This is a genomic window from Mycobacterium lehmannii (genome assembly GCF_002245535.1).
Classification (GTDB): Bacteria; Actinomycetota; Actinomycetes; order Mycobacteriales; family Mycobacteriaceae; genus Mycobacterium; species Mycobacterium lehmannii.
Map to the genome: position 1 here is coordinate 190046 of NZ_NKCN01000007.1, position 22964 is coordinate 213009.

Here is a 22964-nt window from a genome sequence, read left to right on the forward strand (position 1 = left end):
GCCGGTCACGTCACCGCTAAACATCAAGGAAGCGAACGTCTTTGGCATTTCGGGTGATGAAACTGCGGCGAGCCTCGACGTCCTCGCCCATCAGGATCGAGAACAGCTCGTCGGCGGCCGCCGCATCGTCGAGCGTCACCTGCCGCAACACCCGCACCGACGGGTCCATCGTCGTCTCCCACAGCTCCTTGGCGTCCATCTCGCCAAGCCCCTTGTAGCGCTGGATGCCGTCGTCGGGGTTGATCTTCTTGCCCGCCTTGCGGCCCTCCTCGAGCAACCCGTCGCGCTCGCGGTCGGAGTAGGCAAATTCCGGCTCGCTACGCTGCCACTTGAGCTTGTACAGCGGCGGTTGGGCGAGAAACACGTGGCCGTTCTCGATGAGCGGCTTCATGAATCGGAACAACAGCGTCAGCAGCAGCGTCGAGATGTGCTGGCCGTCGACGTCGGCGTCGGCCATCAGAACAATTTTGTGATAGCGCAGTTTCGAGATGTCGAACTCGTCGTGGATGCCGGTGCCCAGCGCGGTGATGATCGCCTGGACCTCGGTGTTTTTGAGCACCCGGTCGATACGGGCCTTCTCGACGTTGATGATCTTGCCGCGCAGCGGCAGGATCGCCTGAAACATCGAGTCACGGCCGCTCTTGGCCGAGCCGCCCGCCGAATCACCCTCCACCACATACAGTTCGGACTTGCGCGGGTCGGTGGAGCGGCAGTCGGCGAGCTTGCCGGGCAGTCCGCCGATGTCGGTGGCGCTCTTGCGGCGCACCAGCTCCCGTGCCTTACGCGCGGCGATCCGGGCCTGCGCCGACGAAACCGCCTTGTTGACAACGGTCTTGGCCTCGGCGGGGTTGGCGTCGAACCAGTGCGTCAACTCCTCGTTGCAGATCTTCTGCACGAACGACTTGACCTCGGTGTTGCCCAGTTTCGTCTTGGTCTGGCCCTCGAACTGCGGTTCGGCGACCTTCACCGAGATCACCGCGGCCAGCCCCTCGCGGATGTCGTCGCCGGTGAGGTTCGGGTCCTTGTCCTTGAGGAGCTTCTTGTCCTTGGCGTACTTGTTGACCACCGACGTCAATGCGGCCCGAAACCCTTCCTCGTGGGTGCCGCCCTCGTGGGTGTTGATGGTGTTGGCGAAGGTGTGTACCGACTCGGAGTAGCCCGCGTTCCACTGCATCGCGATCTCGACCTCGTGGCCGGGACCCTTACCGTCGAAGTCGATGATGCTCTGCTGGATCGGGGTCTTGGTCCGGTTGATGTGCTTGACGAAGTCCACCAGGCCGCCGGGGTAGTGGAAGACACGGTGCTTGACCTTGTGCGGTTTCGAGTTCTCGGCGGCCTTCTCGTCGGCGGTCTTGGGCGCTTCGGCGGTGTCGCTGACCACCTCGTCGACGACCTCTTCGGCAGTCACCCGCTCGTCGGTCAACTCGATGGTGAGGCCCTTGTTGAGGAACGCCTGCTCCTGCAGCCGGCGAGCGACGGTTTCGAAGTCGTATTCGGTGGTCTCGAAGATGTCGGGGTCGGCCCAGAACCGCACCGTCGTTCCGGTCTCTTTGGTCTTGCCGCCCTGCTTGAGCTCGCCGGGCACGGAGCGGTCGTAGTACTGGAACCACTCGGAGCCGTCGCGCAGGATCGTGACCTCGACCCGACTGGACAGCGCGTTGACCACCGAGACGCCGACGCCGTGCAGACCGCCAGAAACCGCATAACCGCTGTTCTCGCCGCCGAACTTGCCTCCGGCGTGCAGTTGGGTCATGACCACGTCGACTGTCGGGATACCCGCCTGCTTGTGCTTCTCGACGGGGATGCCGCGCCCGTCATCGGTCACGCTGACGCTGCCGTCGGCGAGGATCTTCACGTCCACCCTGGTGGCGTAGCCGGCCATCGCCTCGTCGATGGCGTTGTCGACGACCTCCCAGATCAGGTGATGCAGACCCCGCTCGCCGGTGGACCCGATGTACATGCCCGGACGTTTGCGGACGGCTTCGAGACCCTCGAGAATGGTGATTGCATCGGCGCCGTACTCCTTGGGAGCACTCTTCTTCTGGGCAGCCACGTTGGACGGGTCTCCTTGGTCTCTTGCCGGGGAAGGCTGGCGAGGCGGTCGACCACCGCCTGCGGATCTGCTTCCATCCTACCGGCAGAGCTTGACAGCACCGACTCTGAGGCGGCGTTTCTGCACACCTATTTGGGCCGCCTGTGGAATTTCTCGATCTCGGGTGCCTGAGGACGCTTGAGAACTAGGATTGCGGCGTCCTCGCGCCATTCAGGCAACGGCGGTTCCCGCCGCTATCCATAGGTGTCGCGCGGTCCTCTGCCGGCGATGTGATAGCGGCCCTTTCGCCACGACGGCGCGACCGGTCCGACAATTTTGAGTGACTTCACGACGCCGTCGCCCACTGCGTCCGCGATCTTGGCCAGCACCTGCGCCTGCACCATCCGCAGTTGCGTCGCCCACGCGGTGGACTCCGCGGAGATGGTCAGCACACCGTCGTTGAGTGACGTCGGCGTCGCGTGCGCGGCGATGCCCTCACCGACAACGCCGGGCCAGCGACCGAACACCGCACCCTCGGCGACGCGGCCGGACCATCCGCGGTTGCGGGCCAGGTCACTGGCCGCAGGTCCGAACGGCTGGGGATCGCGTGAGTCCGGGCCGGGACCCGACCACCGCCGACGGCTGTTACCGGCGATCCTTCGAGGTGCCGCACCGCGCCCGCGCCCGACCTCCTTACCTTGGCTGCGCGCCGCACCGCGCGCTTCCTCGAGCGTGCGCCGGACCAGATCCATACCGCGCAGGTTGGCCAGGTGCTCGGGCGGCTTCACTTCATCCTCGGGCGACGTCATGGCTCCACCACCGAGATTCGTCCGGAATCGTCGTCGCGCATCGTGACTCCAATCCTGCGCGCATCCCAGTCGGCCGGGACATCCTCTGAGACCGCCGCGGTGACCAGGACCTGCTCGGCCGAGCCCGCGACGGCTGCCAGTGCCTGCCTGCGCGCCTTGTCCAGTTCGGCGAACACATCGTCGAGCAATAACACCGGATCGCTCCCTTCGGCGCGTAGTAGTTCGTAGGCGGCCAGCCTCAGCGACAACGCCATCGACCATGATTCGCCATGGCTGGCAAAGCCTTTGGCGATCTGATCGCCCAACCGCAGTTCGAGATCGTCGCGGTGGGGCCCCACCAGGCACACGCCGCGTTCCAATTCGGCGTCGCGCCGACGCGCCAACGCATCGAGTAGGGCGGCCTCGAACATCTCCGCGTCAGCGGTGCCCGCCGCCGCCTCTGCTTCCACCACGTCCACCCCGCTGCGGTAGCGAATTCCCGCCGGCCGCGACGACGGCGCCAGCAGTTGATATGCCTTCTCCACCTCCGGTGCCAGTTGGTTGACCAGATCTACCCGCGCCGCGATGAGCTTTGCGCCCTTCTCGGCGAGGTGGCCGTCCCACACCTCGAGGGTGTCGAAAACGCCTCGGTCGCCGCGGAATCGAGCACCGGATGCCGTCTTCAGCAGCGCGGTCCGCTGGCGCAGCACCTTGTCGTAGTCCGCGCGGATCGCGGCGACCTGCGGACGCCGGGTGGTGGCGAGTTCGTCGAGATAGCGGCGCCGCTCACCGGGGTCTCCGCGCACCAGCGCCAAGTCCTCCGGTGCGAACAGCACGGCCCGCAGCACGCCGAGAATCTCGCGGGCGGAGCGAACGGGGGAGCGGTTGATACGTGCCTTATTGGCACGCCCGGCCGTGATCTCCAGGTCCACCGACAGTTCCCGGCCTTCGTTGACGACGATGGTCGACACCACCGCGCGTTCGGCGCCGGTCCGGATCAGGGGGCCGTCGGTGGCGACCCGGTGTGATCCGAGCGTCGACGAATACCACAGCGCCTCAATGATATTCGTCTTCCCGAAGCCGTTAGGGCCGACGAACACAGTTCGGCCTGGTTCGAGATCCAGTTCGAGGCGCGGCCACGATCGAAAGTCGGTCAACGCCAGGCGGCGGACGTACACGACGCGACCGCCTACCCCGACTCGCTGACCCGCTTGACCGCGTGCCCACCGAACTGGTTGCGCAGAGCAGAGACCGCCTTCATCGCTGGCGAGTCCTCCTGCCGCGAAGCGAACCGTGCGAACAGCGAAGCCGCGATCACCGGCATCGGCACCCGGTGGCTGATCGCTTCCTCGACGGTCCACCGGCCCTCACCGGAATCCTCGGTGTAGCCGCTGATCTCACCGAATTCCGGGTCTTCCTTCAGCGCCTTGGCCAGCAGCTGCTGCAGCCAGGACCGTACGACGGTGCCGTTGCTCCATGCCTGGATGACGGCCTGGGTGTCGGTGATCAGTTCTTCGGCCGCCAACAGCTCATAACCCTCGGCGTAGGCCATCATCAAGCCGTACTCGATGCCGTTGTGCACCATCTTCGCGTAGTGGCCCGCACCGACCGGCCCAGCGTGCACGAACCCGTCTTCGCGCGGCCCCGGGGGTCGCAGCGTGTCGAAGATCGGCATCGCGCGTTCGACGTCGGCGTCGCTGCCGCCGACCATCAACCCGTAACCTTCCGTCAGACCCCACACGCCGCCGGAAACGCCGGCATCGATGAAGGTTATTCCCTTCTCGCCCAACAGTTTTGCGTGCGGTCCGTCCTCGGTGTAGCGGGAATTGCCACCGTCGATGACCAGGTCACCTTCACTGAGCTCCTCGGCCAGGGCGGTGATGGTGTCGTGGGTGATCGGTCCCGAGGGCACCATGACCCACACCACCCGCGGGGCGTCGAGGGCCTCGGCCAGGGCCGCGAGCGTGGGCACGTCGGTCACTTCCGGTCTCGGGTCGTAACCGACGACCTCATGGCCTCCTTCGCGCAGGCGCTCGCGCATGTTGAAGCCCATTTTGCCGAGACCGACCAGGCCGAGTTGCATGTGTGCGCCCCTTCTCCGGCGTTTTCTGGCGTCCAGCCCGGTCAGCCAGGTAGGCGCACCGGCATCAGCAGGTAGACGTAGTCGGTCTGTTGGGCGGGGAACGGTCCCGTCGCATCGACATCTGCGTCGTCGTCATTGGCCGGACGCAACACCGCGGGACGGCTGGGCGTCGTGAAACCGAAGGTGACCCGCTCGGAATGCAACGAGCTCAGGCCGTCGGTCAGATACGTGGGGTTGAACGCGATGGTCAGCGGGTCGCCGGAGAAGCTGACCGGAAGATCCTCCTCCGCGCGGCCCACGTCGTCGGCGCCGGCCGACAGGTGCAGCGAGTCCTCGGAGAATTCCATCCGCACCTGGGCGCCGCGGTCAGCCACCAGCGCCACACGCTTGATGGCCTCGGTGAGTTCACCGACACCGATCGTGGCCATCGCGGTGTGCTCGGTGGGCAGCAGCTGCCGGAATTTCGGGAACTCCGCATCGAGCAGACGCGTGGTGCTGCGCTTGCCCCCGCTGCTGATACCGAGCAACCCCTCCTTGCCGACTGCCGATCCGGCGCCCAGCGACAGATGCACGTCGCCGCCGTCGGAGCCGGCTTTGGCCGCTTCCGAAAGTGTCTTGGCGGGCACGAGCACGGCGGCTTCCAGGTCAGGCCCGGCGGTCGACCACGTCAACTCGCGGACCGCCAGCCGGAACCGGTCGGTGGCGGCCAAAACGACCTTCTCCCCGGCGATTTCGACGCGGATGCCGGTCAGCATCGGCAGCGTGTCATCGCGGCCGGCCGCGACGGCTACCTGGCCGATCGCTTCGGAGAACAGTTCGGCGGATACGACGCCGGTCTCGTCGGGCAGGGTGGGCAGCGTTGGGTAGTCCTCAACGGCCATCGTCGGCAGCGAGAAGCGCGAACTACCGCACGTCAGCGCCACCCGTGTCCCGTCGACGCTGACGTCGATCGGTTTGGCGGGTAACGCCCGGGTGATGTCGGACAACAGTCGACCGGAAACCAAAACGCTGCCGGGTGAAGCGATCTCGGCGGGCACCCGCACCTCGGCGGAAACCTCGTAGTCGAATCCGGAGATTGTCAATCCGTCCTCGGAGCCGGTCAGCAGGACGCCGGCGAGCACTGGCACCGTGGGCCTGGAGGGCAGATTGCGGGCCACCCATGCCACGGCTTCGGCGAAGTCTTCACGTACCAGACGGAACTTCAGATCGGTGACACCAACCGTTGTCGTCGCCACGTCCATAGGGTCCCTTCGATCACAATCACGACAAGCCTCGAACAGCGGTTTCCCGGTGTCTCACCACGCGTCTCAACGATGCGTCCCCGACGACGGTAACGGCTGTGCTGAATCACCGTAGAGCTTTCCGCCCCAACTTGAAAGCTAATCGATCGGGGTGACATCGAGGCCCTCCGGCCGGTGGGACCGTCGATGGTTCCGTGCTTCCCCAAGCGCCTTCTTCGAAGGAGATTCTTGAGAGATATACAAGCAACAGTATTAGGGCCTGTGGAGACTGGGGATGAATACATGTCAACGCTGCGTACGGGCGTAGGCGGCTGTGAGGTAACTGTGGATGACCGCGGCGCCGGGCGGGACAGACTGTGGAGACGCTGGAGGGTGTGTAGCAATCGGCTGGTGGTTCGGCGGTTGATCCCAGGTTCTCCACACCGGTGTGCACAACGCCGCGCTGTGACTGGTGATGCCGGCGGTACAGAAGATTTTTGACGAAATTTCTGTCGAAACGGATCCAGCCGGACGCGAACGAGCGCGACGGGTGGGAGGGGGAGCGATGTGAGTCAGCGCTTGGAGCGTTGACGGATGCGCGTCGTGAGTTCTTTGACGTGATCGAAGACCTCACGCCGCTCGGCCATCTCGCCGCGAATCTTCTTCTCCGCGTACATCACGGTGGTGTGGTCACGGCCGAACGCCTGCCCGATCTTGGGCAGGGACAGGTCGGTCAGCTCGCGGCACAGATACATGGCGATCTGCCGGGATTGCGCGAGCGCGCGGGTCTTACCGGGGCCGCGTAACTCCTCGACGGTTGTCTCGAAGTACTCGGCGGTGGCGGCCATGATCGTCGCGGTGCTGATCTGCATGGTGCTGGCATCCGAGATCAGATCGCGCAGCACGATCTCGGCCAGCGACTTGTCGATCGCGGTCTTGTTCAACGACGCGAATGCGGTGACCCGGATCAGGGCGCCTTCGAGTTCGCGGATGTTGCGCTCGATGCTGCTGGCGATGAGCTCGAGGACGTCATCGGGCACGTCGAGACGGTCCATCTGGGCCTTCTTGCGCAGGATTGCGATGCGCGTCTCTAGCTCCGGGGGTTGGACGTCGGTGATCAGTCCCCACTCGAACCGGGTGCGCAACCGGTCCTCGAGGGTGGCCAACTGCTTGGGGGGCCGGTCCGACGAGATCACGATCTGCTTGTTGGCGTTGTGCAGCGTGTTGAAGGTATGGAAGAACTCCTCCTGGATACCTTCCTTGCCCTCGATGAACTGGATGTCGTCGACCAACAACACGTCGATGTCGCGGTAGCTGCGCTTGAACGAGGCCTTGCGGTCGTCTCGCAGCGAGTTGATGAAGTCGTTGGTGAATTCCTCGGTCGACACGTACTTGACGCGCATCCCCGGAAACAGCCGCTGGGCGTAGTTGCCCGCTGCGTGCAGCAGGTGGGTCTTGCCCAGCCCGGACTCACCCCAGATGAACAACGGGTTGTACGCGCGCGCGGGTGCCTCGGCGATCGCGAGCGTCGCCGCGTGAGCAAACCGATTCGAGGCGCCGATGACGAACGTGTCGAAGGTGTAGCGCCGGTTGAGGTTGACCGCCGTCGGGTCGTCGGTCAGCGTGTTCGGCGGCCGGCTGGTGAAGTAGGTTGGCCAACTTTCCTCGGCGCTCGCCCTGGCTTCGAAATCCTCGTCGACTTCGTCGGGTTCACCGACGGCCGAGAGTCCGCCGAGCGGGCCGTCGGTGTCGTCGGGTCCGGGGTCGGCGATACGCACACCGAGTTCGACGCGCTGTCCGAGCTGACGGCTCAGCGCGGTGATGATCGGCTCCCGCAGATGACGTTCGATCTCGTTCTGCACAAATGGGGTGGGCACCGACAGCAGGGCAAAGCCCTCGGTGATCACAAGGGGTTTGACCAGCTTCAACCAGGCTCTTTGCTGAGGAGTGAGGCCCGGGCCCGCCATGTCGCCACCCGCACCTGCGGGGCTGCCGTTGAGTTCGGCGACCACCGTGTTCCATACGGCCACAAATGGGGGGTCGGGGTCAGCTGTCAACGACGACTACCCCCTTGCGGCCGGCCCAGAGACGACCAAAGGAACGATGACGATCTGTCCACAAAGTTATCCACAGGCTGTGGAGACTGGACAGTCGTCGTCGTTCTGTTTTCTACCGGCGGGGAGGCCGCGGGTCGGGCCACATCACAGATGTGAGGCATCCTGTGGGCTCACGACTGGTCGGGCATCCTCGCTTCGTTGTCCGTCGCCGTTTCGTTATCGAAGCGGCATTGGCAGAAGCTAACAGTTTTCTTCGCGGGTGCCAACCGTTCTGCAACATTGCATGGACGGATATTTTCCGCTGTTGGTCGGCGGTGACGCGTGTTGCAAATGTGGCTGTCCACACTGAGATTCGGCCAGGTTTGACCCAGCGAAAACTCCTCAGTACCCTCGAACAGTCGCCCGTACGAGGCGATACGGCTGCGACCCGGGCATCGACCGGGGACCGCGCCGGCTAGCAAGATGGACGAGCTTACCAACGGCAACTGCGTCCAAACCGATTCGTACGTCGTCGGTGGGGGCTGCGGGTGCCAGACGCAACAAGGAGACAGCCGTGGCCAAGGGCAAGCGGACCTTCCAGCCGAACAACCGGCGCCGGGCGCGCGTGCATGGCTTCCGGCTGCGGATGCGCACCCGGGCAGGCCGTGCGATCGTCACGAACCGCCGGAGCAAGGGTCGGCGCAAGCTGACTGCGTGACTCCCACGTGACTTCGAGCGGGAGTTGACGCTGGTGCTTCCGGCGCGGTACCGCATGACGCGGTCAACGGAGTTCGGGAACACGGTCAGCCGAGGGGTGCGCGCTGTGCAGCCCGATCTCGTCGTGCACGCCCTGCGGTCCGATGAGCGCTCAGAGCCCGGACCCCGGATCGGTCTGGTCGTCTCCAAAGCGGTCGGCACGGCGGTGCAACGCCATCGCGTCTCGCGGCGGCTGCGCCACGTCGCGCGATCCCTCGTCGATGAGCTGGACCCCGCCGATCGCGTCGTGATCCGCGCCCTGCCCAGCAGCCGGCATGCGATATCGGCGCGGCTCGAACAAGAACTGCGCACAGCCCTTCGCCGAGTCAGACCCAAGTCCGAGGCCGCCCTGTGAGGTCGGCGCGGACGGCACGCGCCGTCATCTTCGTGATTCAGCTGTACCGGCACACCATCTCGCCGTTGCGGCTGCCGACGTGTCGATTCACCCCGACCTGTAGCCAGTACGCCGTCGACGCATTGACCGAGTACGGGCTGGTGCGCGGCGGTTGGCTCGCGACGGTACGGCTGTTGAAATGCGGGCCGTGGCATAGGGGAGGATGGGACCCGATCCCAGAGCGCCCGGCAGCCGGGGGACACGGCGACCAAGACGTGGCGGGCGCTCCCGCGAACGAGTCTTCAGAGGATCGGAACACCACTGCCGACGTCAGCGGTAGCCATCCAGCATTGCGAGCAGGAAGCGAGACGCGTGTTTAACTGGTTCAGCCTCGACATCATCTACTACCCGGTGTCGGCGATCATGTGGGTCTGGTACAAGCTGTTCGCCTTCCTGCTGGGTCCATCGAACTTTTTCGCGTGGGCGCTTTCGGTGATGTTCCTGGTGTTCACCCTGCGCGCGATTCTCTACAAGCCGTTCGTGAAGCAGATCCGGACGACGCGCCAAATGCAGGAGCTGCAGCCGCAGATCAAGGCGCTGCAGAAGAAGTACGGCAAGGACCGTCAGCGTATGGCGCTGGAAATGCAGAAACTGCAGAAGGAACACGGGTTCAACCCGATCCTCGGCTGTCTGCCGATGCTCGCTCAGATTCCGGTGTTCATCGGGCTGTTCCACGTGCTGCGGTCGTTCAACCGCACCGGCGGCTACGGTATCGGGGCCCAGCACCTGGATCCGGTGACGAACCGGTCGCTGCCCAACTACGTGTTCAGCGCCACCGACGTCGGGCACTTCCTGGACGCCCATCTGTTCGGCGCGCCGATCGGTGGGTGGATGATCCAGACGACCGGCCTGGACGCGTTCAAGGAGTTCAACCGGGCATCGGTGATCGCCGTCGGTGTGCCGATCATGATCCTGGCCGGCGTCGCGACGTACTTCAACAGCCGGGCCTCGGTGGCGCGGCAGAGCCCCGAGGCGGCAGCCAATCCGCAGACCGCGTTGATGAACAAGCTGGCGCTGTATGTGTTCCCGTTCGGCGTCGTCGCCGGTGGGCCGTTCCTGCCGCTGGCCATCATCATGTACTGGCTCGCGAACAACATCTGGACCTTCGGTCAGCAGCACTATGTGTTCGGCAAGATCGAGAAGGAAGAAGAGGCGCAGAAGCTCGAGGCGCAGGAGCGGCAGGCGAAGAACGCACCACCGCCGGGAGCCAAGCCGAAACGCACCCGTAAGAGTCAGGCGGGGAAGACCTCCGAGGTTTCCGAGCCGGTGTCGAGCGACGAGTCCGAAAGTAGCGAGGCCGCGTCGGAGAACGGCGCGGCGGACAAGAAGCCGACGGGCAGCAGCCCGGGCAAGGCAGCCAGCGGCGCAGCGAACCGTACGCCGCGACCCGGCGCGCGGCCCAAGAAACGTAAACGGTGACCGGACGATCCCGGTGGAATGAGGAGAGAAGGACATGACTGACGCCGAGACGACCGAGCGCGACGAACTCGTCGATGAGGACGGCAATGCCTCCGCGCCGGTAGCCGAGGACGATCTGGAGGAGAAGTTGGTCGCCGAGGGCGAGATCGCGGGCGACTATCTCGAGGAGTTGTTGGACCTGCTCGACTTCGACGGCGACATCGATCTCGACGTCGAGGGGGACCGCGCGGTCGTGAGCATCGACGGCGGCGCCGACCTGAACAAGTTGGTGGGTCGCAAGGGCGAAGTGCTCGACGCGTTGCAGGAACTCACGCGGCTGGCCGTGCACCAGAAGACGGGGGAGCGCAGCCGTCTGATGCTCGACATCGCGCGCTGGCGGCGCCGGCGCCGCGACGAGTTGGCCGCGCTCGGCGACAAGGTGGCGCGCCGCGTGCTCGAGACCGGCGAACGTGAAGAGCTGGCCCCGATGACGCCATTCGAGCGCAAGATTGTGCACGACGCGGTGGCGGCCGTCGACGGCGTCCACAGCGAGAGCGAGGGCGTCGAGCCGTCGCGGCGCGTGGTCGTCCTCGCCGACTGACCCAGAGTTGCAACCGTGTAGTTCATTGGCGCCGTCGGTCCGACGCGACGATCCGGAGGATGTTTCACGTGAAACATGGGGAGGTGTCGGCGCCGCCGGACGCGGCCGCCTCCTTGTTCGAGGAGCGCCTCGACCGAATCCAGCGCTACGCCGCGACGCTTGCGGGTGCGGGCGTCGAACGCGGGCTGATCGGTCCGCGCGAAGTCGAGCGAATCTGGGAGCGCCACATCCTCAACAGTGTGGCGCTGTCCGAACTCGTCGAGCCGGATCAGAGAGTCGCCGACATTGGTAGTGGCGCGGGTCTTCCCGGGATACCGTTGGCGTTGGCCCGACCCGACCTACACGTGACGCTCATCGAGCCACTGCTGCGCCGCAGCGAGTTCCTGCGCGAGATGGTCGACGAACTCGGGATCGACGTGACGGTCGTTCGCGGACGGGCCGAGGAGCCGGGGGTGAGGAAGCAGTTGGGGGAGACGGATGTAGTGGTGTCCAGGGCGGTGGCCTCCCTGGACAAGCTGACTCGATGGAGCATGCCGCTCCTTCGCGTCGACGGCCACATGCTCGCCCTCAAAGGCGAGCGTGCCGAAGAGGAGATCCGCGACCATCGGCGTGTGATGGCGTCGCTCGGCGCGGCCGATGTAAGGGTGATGAGGTGTGGCGCGAACTACTTGGATCCACCCGCGACCGTCGTCGTGGCACGGCGGGAGAAGCCGGTAACGCACCGACCAACGGGCAGGAGACGAGGATGACGGCGTCGCGGAACGGGGTGCAACCACCCGCGGAATCCGTGGATCAGGCCGCGAATGTTTCACGTGAAACCGATGCCGTCGCAGTCGGCCTGGCAACGGGAACGGCCGATGTTTCACGTGAAACCTCGCCGCGTACCACTGACACCCAAAAGGAGAAGTGGCCGGAGAGGGCGGAGCAGGACCGCTGGGAGGATCCCGTCGGTCTCGATACACCGATCGGCGCCGAGGCCGAGCGTGCGGTGCGGCTGCTCCACGCCGCGTCGAAGGGCAGCCTTCCGCGGCCCGATCGGCAGCGCGTGTTCACGATCGCCAATCAGAAGGGCGGGGTCGGCAAGACGACCACGGCCGTCAACATCGCGGCGGCGCTCGCCCTGCAGGGACTGCAGACGCTCGTCATCGACCTCGACCCGCAGGGCAACGCGAGCACGGCACTGGGCATCGAGCACCGGCCGGGCACGCCGTCGTCGTACGAAGTGTTGATCGGAGAGATCCCGCTGCGCGACGCCCTGCAGCGCAGCCCCCACAACGAGCGGCTCTACTGTGTGCCCGCGACCATCGACCTGGCCGGCGCCGAGATCGAGTTGGTGAGCATGGTGGCCCGCGAGGGCCGCCTGCGCACGGCACTGGCGTCGCTCACGGAGTTCAACTTCGACTACGTGTTCATCGACTGTCCGCCGTCGCTCGGCCTGCTGACCATCAACGCGTTCGTCGCGGCGCCCGAGGTGCTGATCCCGATTCAGTGCGAGTACTACGCACTGGAAGGTGTCGGCCAGCTGATGCGGACCATCGAAATGGTCAAGGCACACCTCAATCCGCAACTCGACGTGACCACGGTGATCTTGACGATGTACGACGGCCGAACCAAGCTCGCCGACCAGGTGGCCTCCGATGTGCGGGCCCACTTCGGCGACAAGGTTCTACGCACCGTCATCCCGCGCAGCGTCAAAGTGTCCGAGGCGCCCGGTTACGGGATGACGATCCTCGGCTACGACCCGGGCTCGCGCGGAGCGATGAGTTATCTGGACGCGAGCCGCGAGATCGCCGATCGCGGTCAGAATCGAAACAACCGATGAGCGTTTGCGGAGAAAGGCAGAACGTACCGATGAGCGCTTACGCGAAGAGGAGCAGACGATGAGCCAACCCACACGCAAGCGCAGCGGTCTCGGCCGCGGCCTGGCTTCGCTCATCCCCACCGGCCCAGCGGACGGCGACCAGTCCGGGCTCGGTCCGCGGATGGGTGACGCGGCCGCCGATGTCGTGATCGGCGGGCCGTCCAACGGCGTGGTGAACGAGGTCGGCGCGGTGTACCGCGAGATCGATCCCGCATCGATCGAGCCGAACCCGCGGCAGCCGCGCCAGGTCTTTGACGAGGAGGCGCTGGCCGAGCTCGTCCACTCGATCCGCGAGTTCGGTCTCATGCAGCCGATCGTCGTGCGCGCGCTTCCGCAGCCCGAACCGGGAGGCGCCCGCTTCCAACTCGTGATGGGGGAGCGGCGCTGGCGCGCCGCCCAAGAGGCCGGCCTCGGGACCATCCCGGCGATCGTCCGCGAGACCACCGACGACAGCATGCTGCGCGACGCGTTGTTGGAGAACATCCACCGCGTGCAGCTGAACCCGTTGGAGGAGGCGGCCGCCTATCAGCAGCTCCTCGACGAGTTCGAGGTCACCCACGATGAACTTGCGTCGCGGATCGGGCGCTCGCGTCCGGTGATCACGAACATGATCCGGTTGCTGCGCCTGCCCATCGCCGTACAGCGCCGGGTCGCCGCCGGGGTGCTCTCCGCCGGACATGCGCGCGCGCTCCTGTCGCTGGAAGGCGGACCGGAGAAGCAAGAGGAGCTCGCCGCGCGGATCGTCGCCGAGGGGCTGTCCGTGCGAGCGACCGAGGAAGCCGTCACGCTGGCCAACAGTGCGGGTCCGGCCGCACCGGCGGCGCCGAAGCGCAAGCCGATCAACATGCCGGGCCTCCAGGACGTTGCCGAGCGGCTGTCGACGGCGTTCGATACCCGCGTCACGGTCAGCCTCGGCAAACGCAAAGGCAAGATCGTGGTCGAATTCGGGTCGGTCGATGATTTGCAGCGCATAGTCGAACTGATGAGCGCATCCGAACGGTGACCTACCACACCGGGTAATTACGTCACTGTGACACAACCCGGGTCTCATCGGCGTGACTGCCGCCCTTCGAAGGAAACCACCTGTGACACAACGCGTTTCGCCGCTCCGCGCGAGAGGCACCCGAATCGGAGCGTCGAGGTGTCCGCACCCTTCTATTCTGGAGTGGCAGCTGTGTACCTCTGCACCGCGTAGGACTCGGGGACTTTAGTGTCGGCACGCATCACGCCTCTACGGCTCGAAGCGTTCGAGCAGTTGCCCAAGCATGCCCGCCGCTGCGTGTACTGGGAGGTCGATCCTTCGACCCTCGGGCGGGATGCGACCGGCGCCGCGGTTCCCGGCGTCGACGATCACCTGTCGGATCCCGAATTCGAGAAAGAGGCATGGCTGTCGATGGTCATGCTCGAATGGGGATCGTGCGGTCAGGTCGCGGTGCAGTGCGCCGACGGCGAGACCGACGACGGGCCCGTCCCGCTGCGCGGAGACGAGGCGTGCCTGGGATACGCGTTCTACGCGCCGCCCGGGGCCGTCCCGCGCGCACACCGGTTCCCGACCGCGCCCGTCAGCGCCGACGCCGTCCTACTCACGTCGCTGGGTATCGAATCCGGTGAGGACGCCGAGGGTTTGTCGCGGGCGCTGATCTCGGCGGTGGTGGGTGACCTGGTTCGGCGCGGCGCCCGTGCGCTCGAAGCGTTCGCGCACACCACCGAAGTCCGCGAGCTCGCCGAACCGGGGGCGGTGACGCCGTCGCTGCGCCCGGTCGTCGAAGTCCTCGGCGACTGCTCGGTCGAACAGTGCGTGCTCGACGCGGACCTACTTCTGGACGCGGGCTTCGTCGTTGTCGCCCAGCACCGGTACTTCCCGCGACTGCGCCTCGAGTTGGAGCAGGGGCTGGGCTGGAAGGCCGATGTCGAAGCGGCGTTGGAGCGCCTGTTCGAGTTCGCGCAGATACGCCAGCCGGTTGGGGCGGGCGCGAGTTCGGTGTCCTTGACCGCGATCGGCGGTCAGGACGGGCTGACGCGTCCGGCCTGTTCGACCGAGAGCTCGTGGGCGAGCAGTTCGGCGAACGTGAAAGTGCCTGTGGGACGGTCATTTTTGCCGAGCAGGTAGAGCCGCTTGACGGCGGCGAGCATGCCCTCGGCGATGGCGTCGCGGGCCTGCGAGGACACCAGCATGGCCCGGTCGTGCGGGTTGGTGATGTAGCCGACGTCGACCTGCACCGTGGGCATCCGGGTCAGACGCAACAGGTCCCACGTCCGCCCATGGGTGCGGCAATCGCGTAATCCGGTGCGTGCCACGACTTCTCGTTGGATGAAGTCGGCGAGATTGCGGCCGATGGTCGACACCGAGCCGTGTGAGTTCCCGAAGTGGAACGAGGCGACGCCGTTGGCTCCGGGGCTGGGCTGGGTGGCGCAGCGCAGGCTGATCATGAGGTCGGCGCCGACGGCGTTCGCGGTCGCGGCGCGTTCGGCGTCCGAGGGGGCACGGTTGGCCGGCCGCGACAGGAAGGTCTCCATACCGATCGCGGTCATCCGGCCCTCGAGCCGACTCGCCAAATCCCACAGGATGTCTGACTCGCTGATCGGCCCGCTCGGGCCCTGCATGATCTGACCGTGGTCGTCACCGCCGCGGCCCGGGTCGATGATGATGCGCTTACCCGAGAGCCGGGGACCGGAGCGGCGGACGAGCTCCTCCTCGCGGATCGCGTGCGGAGAGCCGCCGGTGACGCGTGATCCCAGAAAGTACAAGGAGCGCAACGTCTCCGGGCCGCAGATCCCGTCGGGGTACAGGCCGTACTCGCGCTGATACGACATCAATGCGTTGTGCGTGCTCAGACCGAAATGTCCGTCGACGAGGCCGGTGTAGAAGCCGAGGTCTTGGAGTCGGGCCTGCAGTGTGGCGACGTCGTCGCCGAACATCGGGGCGCCGAACTGGTGGCTGAGCGTGCGCGCGCCGAGCCGGTACGACGCCTCTTTGAGCGCACGGTACGTCGCTTCGCCGACGATCCCGTCGACCAGCAGACCTCGATGCTGCTGGAAGGCCCGCACGGCATGGTCGAGTTCGGCGTCGAACAAGTCCAGCGCGATATGCCTGCCGGTGGTGATCTCCTCGTCGGAGTTGTCGAGCATGCCCAGCGCCGTCAGTGCAGCCCTGATCTCGGTGACCGCGGACCCGCGGTCACCGCGACGCAGACTGGACATATGCGGCCTTTCAGTCACGGTTGTCAGCTGCGCGAGGGCGCCGACCAAGTTGACGGGCTAGGCACGATTGTCGCAGACACTTCGCCGATTCAAGAAAACCCCAGGCGGGTGTCCGTGCCCCGGATTGTGGCGCCGGACGACGGCTAGAGCGCGGCTAGAGCACGTCGCTGAGTTCGCGCAGCAGCGCTGCCTTGCCTTTTGCGCCGACGATCCGCTTCACCGGGGAGCCGTCTTTGAACACGATGAGCGTCGGGATCGACACCACCTGGAAATCGCGGGCCGTGACGGGGTTGGCGTCGACGTCGAGTTTGGCGACGGTCAGCGCGCCCGCCTTTTCGGTGGCGATCTCCTCGAGCACCGGGGCGATCATCTTGCAGGGACCGCACCAGGTCGCCCAGAAGTCCACCAGCACCGGTGTGCTGCTGGACAACACGTCCTGGGAGAACGAGTCGTCGGTCACCGCTACCGTGGATCCGGTGCTCTCAGTCATCGGGGTACTCCTATCAGACGGGTGTTTCGATGGTTTCATCGCTTGGGCCAGAACCGATTTCGGCGAGCCAGCGTTCGGCGTCGATGGACGCCGAGCAGCCGGTGCCCGCAGCGGTGATGGCCTGGCGGTAGGTGCGGTCGACGAGATCGCCTGCGGCGAAGACACCTTCGATCGATGTGCTGGTCGACCCCTGCTGCGTCAGGACGTAACCGTCCTCGTCGAGGTCGACCTGGCCGCGGATCAGATCCGAACGCGGGTCGTGGCCGATCGCGACGAACACACCGGTGACGGCCAGCTTCGACTCCTCGCCGGTCACCTTGTTGCGCAACCGGACTCCGCTGACCTTGGGGCTGCCTTCGATCTCGAGGACGTCGGTGTTGGTCAGGAACGTGATCTTCTCGTTTGCGCGGGCGCGGTCCAGCATGATCCGCGAGGCGCGGAACTCGTCGCGGCGGTGCACCAGGGTGACGCTGCGCGCGAACTTGGTCAGGAAGATCGCCTCCTCCATCGCCGAGTCGCCGCCGCCGACGACGATGATGTCCTCTTCGCGGAAGAAGAACCCGTCACAGGTCGCGCAGGTGCTCACGCCCATGCCCATCAGGGCCTCCTCGCCAGGCACGCCGAGGTGCCGCGCCGCAGCGCCCATCGCGAGGATGATCGCCCGCGCCCGGTAGGTGTCGTCGCCCACGGTGACGGTCTTGACCGGACCTTCGAGCGAGACAGCGTCGACATCCTCCATGCGCAGGTCCGCGCCGAAGCGCAACGCCTGTTCGCGCATCTCGTCCATCAATTCGGGACCCGTGATGCCGTTGCGAAAGCCGGGATAGTTCTCCACCTCGGTGGTGGTCATCAACGCACCGCCGAACTGGACGCCTTCGAACACCAGGGGCTTCAACTGCGCACGCGCTGCGTAGATCGCTGCGGTGTAGCCGGCCGGACCGGATCCGATGATGATCAGATCGTGAACCGTGGATGTGGTGGTCATGAGCGCCTTTCTGCCACTTTCGCGGCACCGGTATAACACCAGCGTAGGCGGTGGTGTTCCCGGAGTTTCCGAACAACCTCGGGGGACAGACTACGGTCGTGCGACCACGGTTTCGGCCAGCAGCCCACCGTGAGCCGCATGGCACGCAGCATCCACGGCCACGGCAAGGATGTCGGCATCCGTGCCCGCGGGCAGAAGCAGCACGACAGCCGGGCGCCCAGTCAGCTCAACCGGAAGCGCCCCGAGGACGGGCGTGGTCGCTGGGTGCCCCAGTCCCTCGAGGCAGGCGGTGCGGCGGCGCGGATCGGACAGCGGCCCGTAATCGGGCGGTGCCGAGAGCAGGCCGGTGAGCTGGGGACCGGTTAGCGGGAAGGCGGGCGGCCGGCGCGGCACGGTGATGCGCTCGGCGGTGGGCCCGGGCTGGGAGAACCGTGGTGCGGGATCGCGCACCAGCGTCGACGTGCCGATGATGACCCCGGCGGTCACGGCGGCCAGGCCGGCGACCAGCCCGAGAACGTGGATTCGGCGCAGCCGCGGCCGTGCGACGGCGTGACGGGGTGCACCGGCGGCCCGTAACGCGGCACCAATGCGTGCGGCGACGTCCGCGGGCACGTCCGGCGCGGAGTCCTCGTCGTGCGCCAACTCGGCCAGGCCGCGGCGCACCCGCTCAACCGCCGGATCCGAGTCGTCGTCCGTTCCGGTCTGCATCGCTAGCCAGTCTCCACCACGACACGTAAGACGCGGCGGATGTGCCCGCGGTTCCGCTCAGTCGGTGCGAGCGGCGGTTTCCGCGTCGAAGTACTCGAGTGCCTCGGCCAGCTTGGCCCGGGCGCGGGAGCATCGGCTCTTGACGGTGCCTTCGGGCACGCCGAGGATGCGGGCGGTCTCGGCGACCGAGTAGCCCTGCATGTCGACGGCCACCACCGCGGCGCGCTGTTCGACGGGCAACCGCATCAGCGCCCGCTCGACGACGATCGCGGTGTCCACGCGCGAGGCCGGGTCACCGATGTGGCCCTGATCGTCGGACAGCGTTTCAGCGACGCGGGTTTTGTTGCGCCGCAACCGGTCCAGACACGAGTTCACCACGATGCGGTACAGCCAGCTGCTCACCGCCGAGTCGTAGCGGAAGGCGGGCGCCCGCCGGTGCGCCTTGAGCATCGCGTCCTGCAGCGCGTCGGCGGCGTCGTCGGCATTGCGGCTGATGATGCGCGCGATCCGGTACAGCTGCCGGTGGTGGCGGTAGAACAACTCCTCGAACGCGTAGCGGTCACCGGCGACGTGCGCGGCGAGCAACTCCGCGTCGCTGCGGTCCCCGGCCGTCCCCCCGAAGCTCCCCACAGCCGAACACTAAACGGCTACGCGGGTGTCTCCCGACACATCTTTGCCGGGCTGGGGATGAATCCCGTCAGGACGCCGACCGTGCGGTCAGGACGTCGACCTGACCGTGACCTCGGCGATGTCCGACCGGCTCTCGCCGTTGACCTGGCCTAGCGTCGACACCCAGACCAGCAGGTTGGAGGTGGGCGAGGCGTTCTCGACCTTGATGGTGTTGGAGCCCGGTTTGAGCTGGGTGGCCGGGGTCAGCACGGTGGTGTCGGCAAGTGACGACGGTGTCGGGGACTGCGCGGAGCGGATCTCGACGGCCGTGCCGGTGCTGTTGAGGTCGATGTCGACCTCGCCGACCGTGGTCGACTGCGGCAGCTGCAGCATCAGCCCGACGCCGTTCTTGAAGTTCGGGAACGGCACCGGGTCGGTGTAGGTGTCGATCGGCCACACCGTGGACTTGTCACCGTCGATCGCCTTCGGCGCATCGGACGGCGCATCGGCCTCACCCTCGGGTGAAAAGACCGACACCGCAGTCGGTTTGACGACATTGCCGCTGTCGGTGCTGCCTTCGGCCGACTCTGTGGTGGTCGGGTCGTTGAGCCCGAGCCGGTCGCCGCCGAGGCCGTCGCCGACATCGCCGAAGATCCGGCTCAGCACCGTCGCCAGCACCACGAGCGCGACCACGACGATGGCGCCGCCGACGCCGAGCCCGATCATCAGGGCCTTGCGACGCCGCGCCTCGGTCTCCGGGTCGGTAGCGCCGGCAACACCCGGGGCCACCGAGCGGTCGGCTTCATCGACCGGGGAGATCAGCTCGGTGCGATCGGCGATCGCCGTCGCCTGCTGGAGCAGATTCAGCAGGGTCGGCGCGCTTCGGATGCCGCCGCCTTCCTGCACGGCCCGCGCTGCCGCGGCCGAGATCTGGAACGGGATCTGGCGATCGACTGCGCGCGGTTCGATCGGTTGTCCGGCCGAGTCGAGGTCGGCGGGGGCCAACCCGCTGCGCACGCCGTGCTCAGGCAGTGGCCACCGATTGATCAGCAGCGCGTACAGCGCCGCCCCGATCCCGCGGATGTCGTCCTCGGGTGTCGCGTCGGGCAGCGTCGCCGGGAAGGCCAGCGCGACGTCACCCTCGATGCTGACCCGGACCCGCCCCGGGTGATCGAGCGAGAGCGCGACTCCCGCACGGTGCGCGGCCTCGGCGGCCGCCGCCAGCGACTGCATCGCCCTGGCGCCACCGATCGGGGACGGCGACGTGTCGGCGACCTCGGTCAACGAGCCGCCCCGGATCCACTCCGACACGACCAGCCCACCGGATCCGGTGTTGACCACGTCGAGCACCCTGGCGATGCCGGGCATGTCGATGCTGCTCAGCTTGCGGGTGCGCGCCAGAATCTCGCGCAGCGCCTCGTCGGACAGGGTGTTGTCCGGGTCGACGAAGGTGAGCGCCACCTGGCGGTCCAGCGCTGTGTCGAGTGCCTGCCAGAACTGCAGCGTGGGCGGGCCGCCGTGGAACACCAGCAGGCGGTAGCGGCCGCCGCCGACCATTGCGCCCGGGATGAGGTGGACGTCCTCGTCGGAGGTGGCGGCCTCGATGGCCGGTTCGCGCGGCGGGTCGAATGCGAGGGGTTCGCGGGTGGGATCACCGCCGTAGTCCGAGGGCGGCCGGCCCGAGACCGGTAGCCGGGTCGTGCCGTTCTCGGCGGCGAACTCGGTGGTCTGACCGGGATCGGGCACGTCGGGCCGCAGGTCGTCGGCGACGACGTCGGACTGACCGGTCGGAATCTTGCTGGTCGCGGAATCGGGTGCGGGCGCGGAGCCGCCTGCGGGTTCGTCGCTCACCGCTGGTCCTTTCCGCGTCCGGTCCCCGGCAACGGGGTCAGGTGGTCCGCGTCGGACGGCCGGCGGGCTGTGCCGACGCCCCGGTGCGGACGAATTCCTCTGTTCAGGGTACGGGAGAGGGGTGCGCGTCCGTGGCCGGTCGGCGGCCCCGACAGCTACCCCGCCGCCCCTGGAGCCGGGTCGGGCACCAGCGCCGAGTCGTCGCCGGACCGCCTCGAGGGCCGCCTGGGCATCCGGCACGCGCGCACCGAGGAGGACGCCGACGATGACCGGCACCATGACCACGCCGAGCACGACCAGTCGCAGCAGTGAGCCGGCACCGCCCCAGCTCCGCGTCAGCGACTCCAGGCCGAACAGCTTGTCGGCGACCTGGCCGGCCATCGCGGCGAGCAGCGAGGCGGCGATCGTGACCAGCACCGAGCGCACGACTTGCAGGTTGATGAGCCGGCCGCCCGGCGGGTCGAGATTGGCGCGCAGCAGGAAGTAACCGACCACCGCGCCCGCGACGAAGCCCAGCCCGTTGGCAGCTCCGAGGTAGCCGGCGACCAGATCGGGGTCGTCGGTGAGGTAGGGCGCAATCAGCGAGGCGATGATCTTGACGGTCGTGATCACGACGATCAGCAGGATCGGCGTCCACGGTTGTTGTCGCGCATAGAACACCCGAAGTTGAAGCAGCACAAGCGCATAGGGGACCAGCGTGAACGCTGACAGCGTGATCGCCATACCCAGGTAGTTCGCGTCGACCTCACCGAAATTGCCGTAGGCGAACAGCGCGCTGCCGATCGCGGGCCCGCCGACCGTCATCAGCGCGACGATGGGGATGAGCGTCACCATCGTCAGCCGGGTGGCCAGCGAGAGGTCGGCGAGCACCGCGCGTTGATCGTTTGAGGCGGCGTTGCGACTCAACCGTGGCATCACGACGGTCAGTACCGTCACCCCGATCATGCCGAACGGCAACTGCAGCACCAGCCACGTGTAGTTGTAGATCGCTGGCCCGGAAGCCGCGGCGCCGCTGGCGATTCGGTTGCCGACGATCAACCCGACCTGGCTGATCAACACGTACAGCACCATCGCCGAGGCCATTGCGCCGAACTGCTTCATCCGCTCATCGATGCCCCACAGCGGGCGAAGGCTGATGCGTTCGCGGCGGATCGCGGCCAACAGCACCAGGACCTGCGTCACCGTTCCGAGCGTCATCCCGATACCGAGCACGAGGAGCTTCGCGTTGCCCATCCGCACCGGGTCGACCGAGAGTTCGCCGGGGACAACGAGATACAAACCCAGCGTCACGATCGCGACGATGTTGTTGCATACCGGTGCCCAGGCGGGTGGCCCGAACACGTTGCGGGTATTCAGGATTGCCATGAACACCGACGACAACCCGTAGAACAGCACCTGCGGCAGCAGCAGGTAGGCGAACGCGGTGGTGAGGTCGCGGTTGACTTCGGGGTCGCTGCCGAGCATGAGGTCGACGAGCATCGGCGCCGAGGCCACCGACAGCGCGGTGATGATCAGCAGCAGCGTCGTCGTCAGCGTGACCAGGCGGCGGATGAACGCCGTGCCGTTGTCGGGATCGTCGCGCTCGGCGCGCGCCAGCACCGGCACGAAGATCGCGGTGAACGTCGCCTCGAGTACAAGCGCCGCGATCAAGTTGGGCAGCTGGTAGGCCACCGAGAACGCGCTGGTGAGTGCGGCGCCGAGGATCGTCGCCAGCAGCACGATGCGGGCGAACCCCGTGAGCCGGCTGACCAGCGTCGCAACCGCCATGCCCCACGAACGCGACACCACCGCCGCGTCGGAGAGCTGTCCCTTACACACATCTGACGCCGCCCACGAAGGCCTAGGTGTAGGTCTCGGTGGTAGCCGTGTTCGTAACAAAACAAACATAACTATCGATCTGTCCGATACCTCCCCGCGAGCGAGCAAATGGCAGAACCACAATCACAGCCGA

21 protein-coding genes are annotated in these 22964 nt (G+C 66.7%); 9 read left to right on the plus strand and 12 right to left on the minus strand.

Annotated features, from left to right (window positions below; translation table 11 throughout):
• Nucleotides 1–16 precede the first annotated feature (16 nt).
• The 6 genes from gyrB to dnaA form a co-directional block, all read right to left on the minus strand.
• Entirely contained in the window at nucleotides 17–2053 is a 2037-nt protein-coding gene (gyrB, locus tag CEX87_RS10900) for a DNA topoisomerase (ATP-hydrolyzing) subunit B (protein ID WP_064394688.1), read from the minus strand.
• Nucleotides 2054–2286: 233 nt separating this feature from the next.
• Nucleotides 2287–2841: a DUF721 family protein gene (locus tag CEX87_RS10905; protein ID WP_064394689.1), complete on the minus strand. Its 555-nt coding sequence runs from the start codon at nucleotides 2839–2841 to the stop codon at nucleotides 2287–2289.
• Entirely contained in the window at nucleotides 2838–3998 is a 1161-nt protein-coding gene (recF, locus tag CEX87_RS10910) for a DNA replication/repair protein RecF (RefSeq protein ID WP_064424880.1), read from the minus strand. The genes CEX87_RS10905 and recF overlap by 4 nt, the downstream gene beginning before the upstream one ends.
• Nucleotides 3999–4009: 11 nt before the next feature.
• A complete protein-coding gene (gene gnd / locus CEX87_RS10915; protein WP_269845538.1) occupies nucleotides 4010–4939 on the minus strand; it encodes a phosphogluconate dehydrogenase (NAD(+)-dependent, decarboxylating) in 930 nt (309 codons plus the stop codon).
• A 5-nt stretch (nucleotides 4940–4944) separates the two neighbouring features.
• Entirely contained in the window at nucleotides 4945–6144 is a 1200-nt protein-coding gene (gene dnaN / locus CEX87_RS10920) for a DNA polymerase III subunit beta (RefSeq protein ID WP_064417739.1), read from the minus strand.
• 551 nt (nucleotides 6145–6695) lie between these two features.
• Nucleotides 6696–8180 carry a chromosomal replication initiator protein DnaA gene (gene dnaA / locus CEX87_RS10925; RefSeq protein WP_064394693.1) on the minus strand — a complete coding sequence of 495 codons (1485 nt, stop codon included), beginning with the start codon at nucleotides 8178–8180 and terminating at the stop codon, nucleotides 6696–6698.
• A gap of 553 nt (nucleotides 8181–8733) precedes the next feature.
• Between dnaA and rpmH the strand changes: the two genes are divergently transcribed.
• From rpmH to CEX87_RS10970, 9 genes are all read left to right on the plus strand, one after another.
• Entirely contained in the window at nucleotides 8734–8877 is a 144-nt protein-coding gene (gene rpmH, locus CEX87_RS10930; RefSeq protein WP_064346175.1) for a 50S ribosomal protein L34, read from the plus strand.
• Nucleotides 8878–8910: 33 nt separating this feature from the next.
• On the plus strand, nucleotides 8911–9270 hold the full coding sequence (rnpA, locus tag CEX87_RS10935) for a ribonuclease P protein component (protein WP_064394711.1): 360 nt from the start codon (nucleotides 8911–8913) through the stop codon (nucleotides 9268–9270).
• The gene (gene yidD, locus CEX87_RS10940; RefSeq protein ID WP_082693593.1) at nucleotides 9267–9629 is read left to right on the plus strand and encodes a membrane protein insertion efficiency factor YidD; all 363 of its coding nucleotides are present in this window, start codon (nucleotides 9267–9269) and stop codon (nucleotides 9627–9629) included. Before rnpA ends, yidD begins: the two co-directional genes overlap by 4 nt.
• Nucleotides 9630–9672: 43 nt before the next feature.
• Entirely contained in the window at nucleotides 9673–10728 is a 1056-nt protein-coding gene (gene yidC / locus CEX87_RS10945) for a membrane protein insertase YidC (protein WP_416171901.1), read from the plus strand.
• A gap of 34 nt (nucleotides 10729–10762) precedes the next feature.
• Nucleotides 10763–11308, plus strand: coding sequence for a Jag family protein (locus CEX87_RS10950; protein WP_064394695.1), 546 nt, complete (start codon nucleotides 10763–10765; stop codon nucleotides 11306–11308).
• Between the two features lie 59 nt (nucleotides 11309–11367).
• Nucleotides 11368–12057 (plus strand): 16S rRNA (guanine(527)-N(7))-methyltransferase RsmG, encoded by a 690-nt coding sequence (rsmG, locus tag CEX87_RS10955; protein ID WP_198957200.1) that lies wholly within the window; start codon nucleotides 11368–11370, stop codon nucleotides 12055–12057.
• Complete coding sequence (locus tag CEX87_RS10960) at nucleotides 12054–13130, plus strand: ParA family protein (RefSeq protein ID WP_233151340.1); 1077 nt, start codon at nucleotides 12054–12056, stop codon at nucleotides 13128–13130. Before rsmG ends, CEX87_RS10960 begins: the two co-directional genes overlap by 4 nt.
• Nucleotides 13131–13188: 58 nt before the next feature.
• Nucleotides 13189–14172: a ParB/RepB/Spo0J family partition protein gene (locus tag CEX87_RS10965; protein ID WP_064394697.1), complete on the plus strand. Its 984-nt coding sequence runs from the start codon at nucleotides 13189–13191 to the stop codon at nucleotides 14170–14172.
• A 207-nt stretch (nucleotides 14173–14379) separates the two neighbouring features.
• Complete coding sequence (locus tag CEX87_RS10970; RefSeq protein ID WP_064394698.1) at nucleotides 14380–15279, plus strand: hypothetical protein; 900 nt, start codon at nucleotides 14380–14382, stop codon at nucleotides 15277–15279.
• Here the strand turns inward: CEX87_RS10970 and CEX87_RS10975 are convergent.
• The 6 genes from CEX87_RS10975 to murJ form a co-directional block, all read right to left on the minus strand.
• Nucleotides 15174–16370, minus strand: a complete 1197-nt coding sequence (locus tag CEX87_RS10975) for an N-acetylmuramoyl-L-alanine amidase (protein ID WP_064394699.1) — start codon at nucleotides 16368–16370, stop codon at nucleotides 15174–15176. The two genes, CEX87_RS10970 and CEX87_RS10975, sit on opposite strands and share 106 nt — an antisense overlap.
• 154 nt (nucleotides 16371–16524) lie before the next feature.
• A complete protein-coding gene (gene trxA, locus CEX87_RS10980; RefSeq protein ID WP_064394700.1) occupies nucleotides 16525–16860 on the minus strand; it encodes a thioredoxin in 336 nt (111 codons plus the stop codon).
• A gap of 13 nt (nucleotides 16861–16873) precedes the next feature.
• Nucleotides 16874–17845: a thioredoxin-disulfide reductase gene (gene trxB, locus CEX87_RS10985; RefSeq protein WP_064394701.1), complete on the minus strand. Its 972-nt coding sequence runs from the start codon at nucleotides 17843–17845 to the stop codon at nucleotides 16874–16876.
• Between the two features lie 90 nt (nucleotides 17846–17935).
• Entirely contained in the window at nucleotides 17936–18553 is a 618-nt protein-coding gene (locus tag CEX87_RS10990) for a hypothetical protein (protein WP_094287089.1), read from the minus strand.
• A gap of 57 nt (nucleotides 18554–18610) precedes the next feature.
• Nucleotides 18611–19183, minus strand: coding sequence for an RNA polymerase sigma factor SigM (gene sigM, locus CEX87_RS10995; protein WP_094287090.1), 573 nt, complete (start codon nucleotides 19181–19183; stop codon nucleotides 18611–18613).
• Nucleotides 19184–19270: 87 nt separating this feature from the next.
• Nucleotides 19271–22900: a murein biosynthesis integral membrane protein MurJ gene (murJ, locus tag CEX87_RS11000; protein WP_094287091.1), complete on the minus strand. Its 3630-nt coding sequence runs from the start codon at nucleotides 22898–22900 to the stop codon at nucleotides 19271–19273.
• Between the last annotated feature and the right edge of the window lie 64 nt (nucleotides 22901–22964).

What these genes read in the sequence shown, in the direction of transcription:
- CEX87_RS10975 (WP_064394699.1), bottom strand. Translation starts at nt 16,370, where the DNA reads ATGTCCAGTCTGCGTCGCGGTGACCGCGGGTCCGCGGTCACCGAGATC.
- rsmG (WP_198957200.1), top strand. Translation starts at nt 11,368, where the DNA reads ATGTTTCACGTGAAACATGGGGAGGTGTCGGCGCCGCCGGACGCGGCC.
- CEX87_RS10965 (WP_064394697.1), top strand. Translation starts at nt 13,189, where the DNA reads ATGAGCCAACCCACACGCAAGCGCAGCGGTCTCGGCCGCGGCCTGGCT.
- murJ (WP_094287091.1), bottom strand. Translation starts at nt 22,900, where the DNA reads ATGTTTGTTTTGTTACGAACACGGCTACCACCGAGACCTACACCTAGG.
- CEX87_RS10950 (WP_064394695.1), top strand. Translation starts at nt 10,763, where the DNA reads ATGACTGACGCCGAGACGACCGAGCGCGACGAACTCGTCGATGAGGAC.
- CEX87_RS10990 (WP_094287089.1), bottom strand. Translation starts at nt 18,553, where the DNA reads ATGCAGACCGGAACGGACGACGACTCGGATCCGGCGGTTGAGCGGGTG.
- yidC (WP_416171901.1), top strand. Translation starts at nt 9,673, where the DNA reads ATGTGGGTCTGGTACAAGCTGTTCGCCTTCCTGCTGGGTCCATCGAAC.
- CEX87_RS10905 (WP_064394689.1), bottom strand. Translation starts at nt 2,841, where the DNA reads ATGACGTCGCCCGAGGATGAAGTGAAGCCGCCCGAGCACCTGGCCAAC.
- dnaN (WP_064417739.1), bottom strand. Translation starts at nt 6,144, where the DNA reads ATGGACGTGGCGACGACAACGGTTGGTGTCACCGATCTGAAGTTCCGT.
- CEX87_RS10960 (WP_233151340.1), top strand. Translation starts at nt 12,054, where the DNA reads ATGACGGCGTCGCGGAACGGGGTGCAACCACCCGCGGAATCCGTGGAT.
- trxA (WP_064394700.1), bottom strand. Translation starts at nt 16,860, where the DNA reads ATGACTGAGAGCACCGGATCCACGGTAGCGGTGACCGACGACTCGTTC.
- trxB (WP_064394701.1), bottom strand. Translation starts at nt 17,845, where the DNA reads ATGACCACCACATCCACGGTTCACGATCTGATCATCATCGGATCCGGT.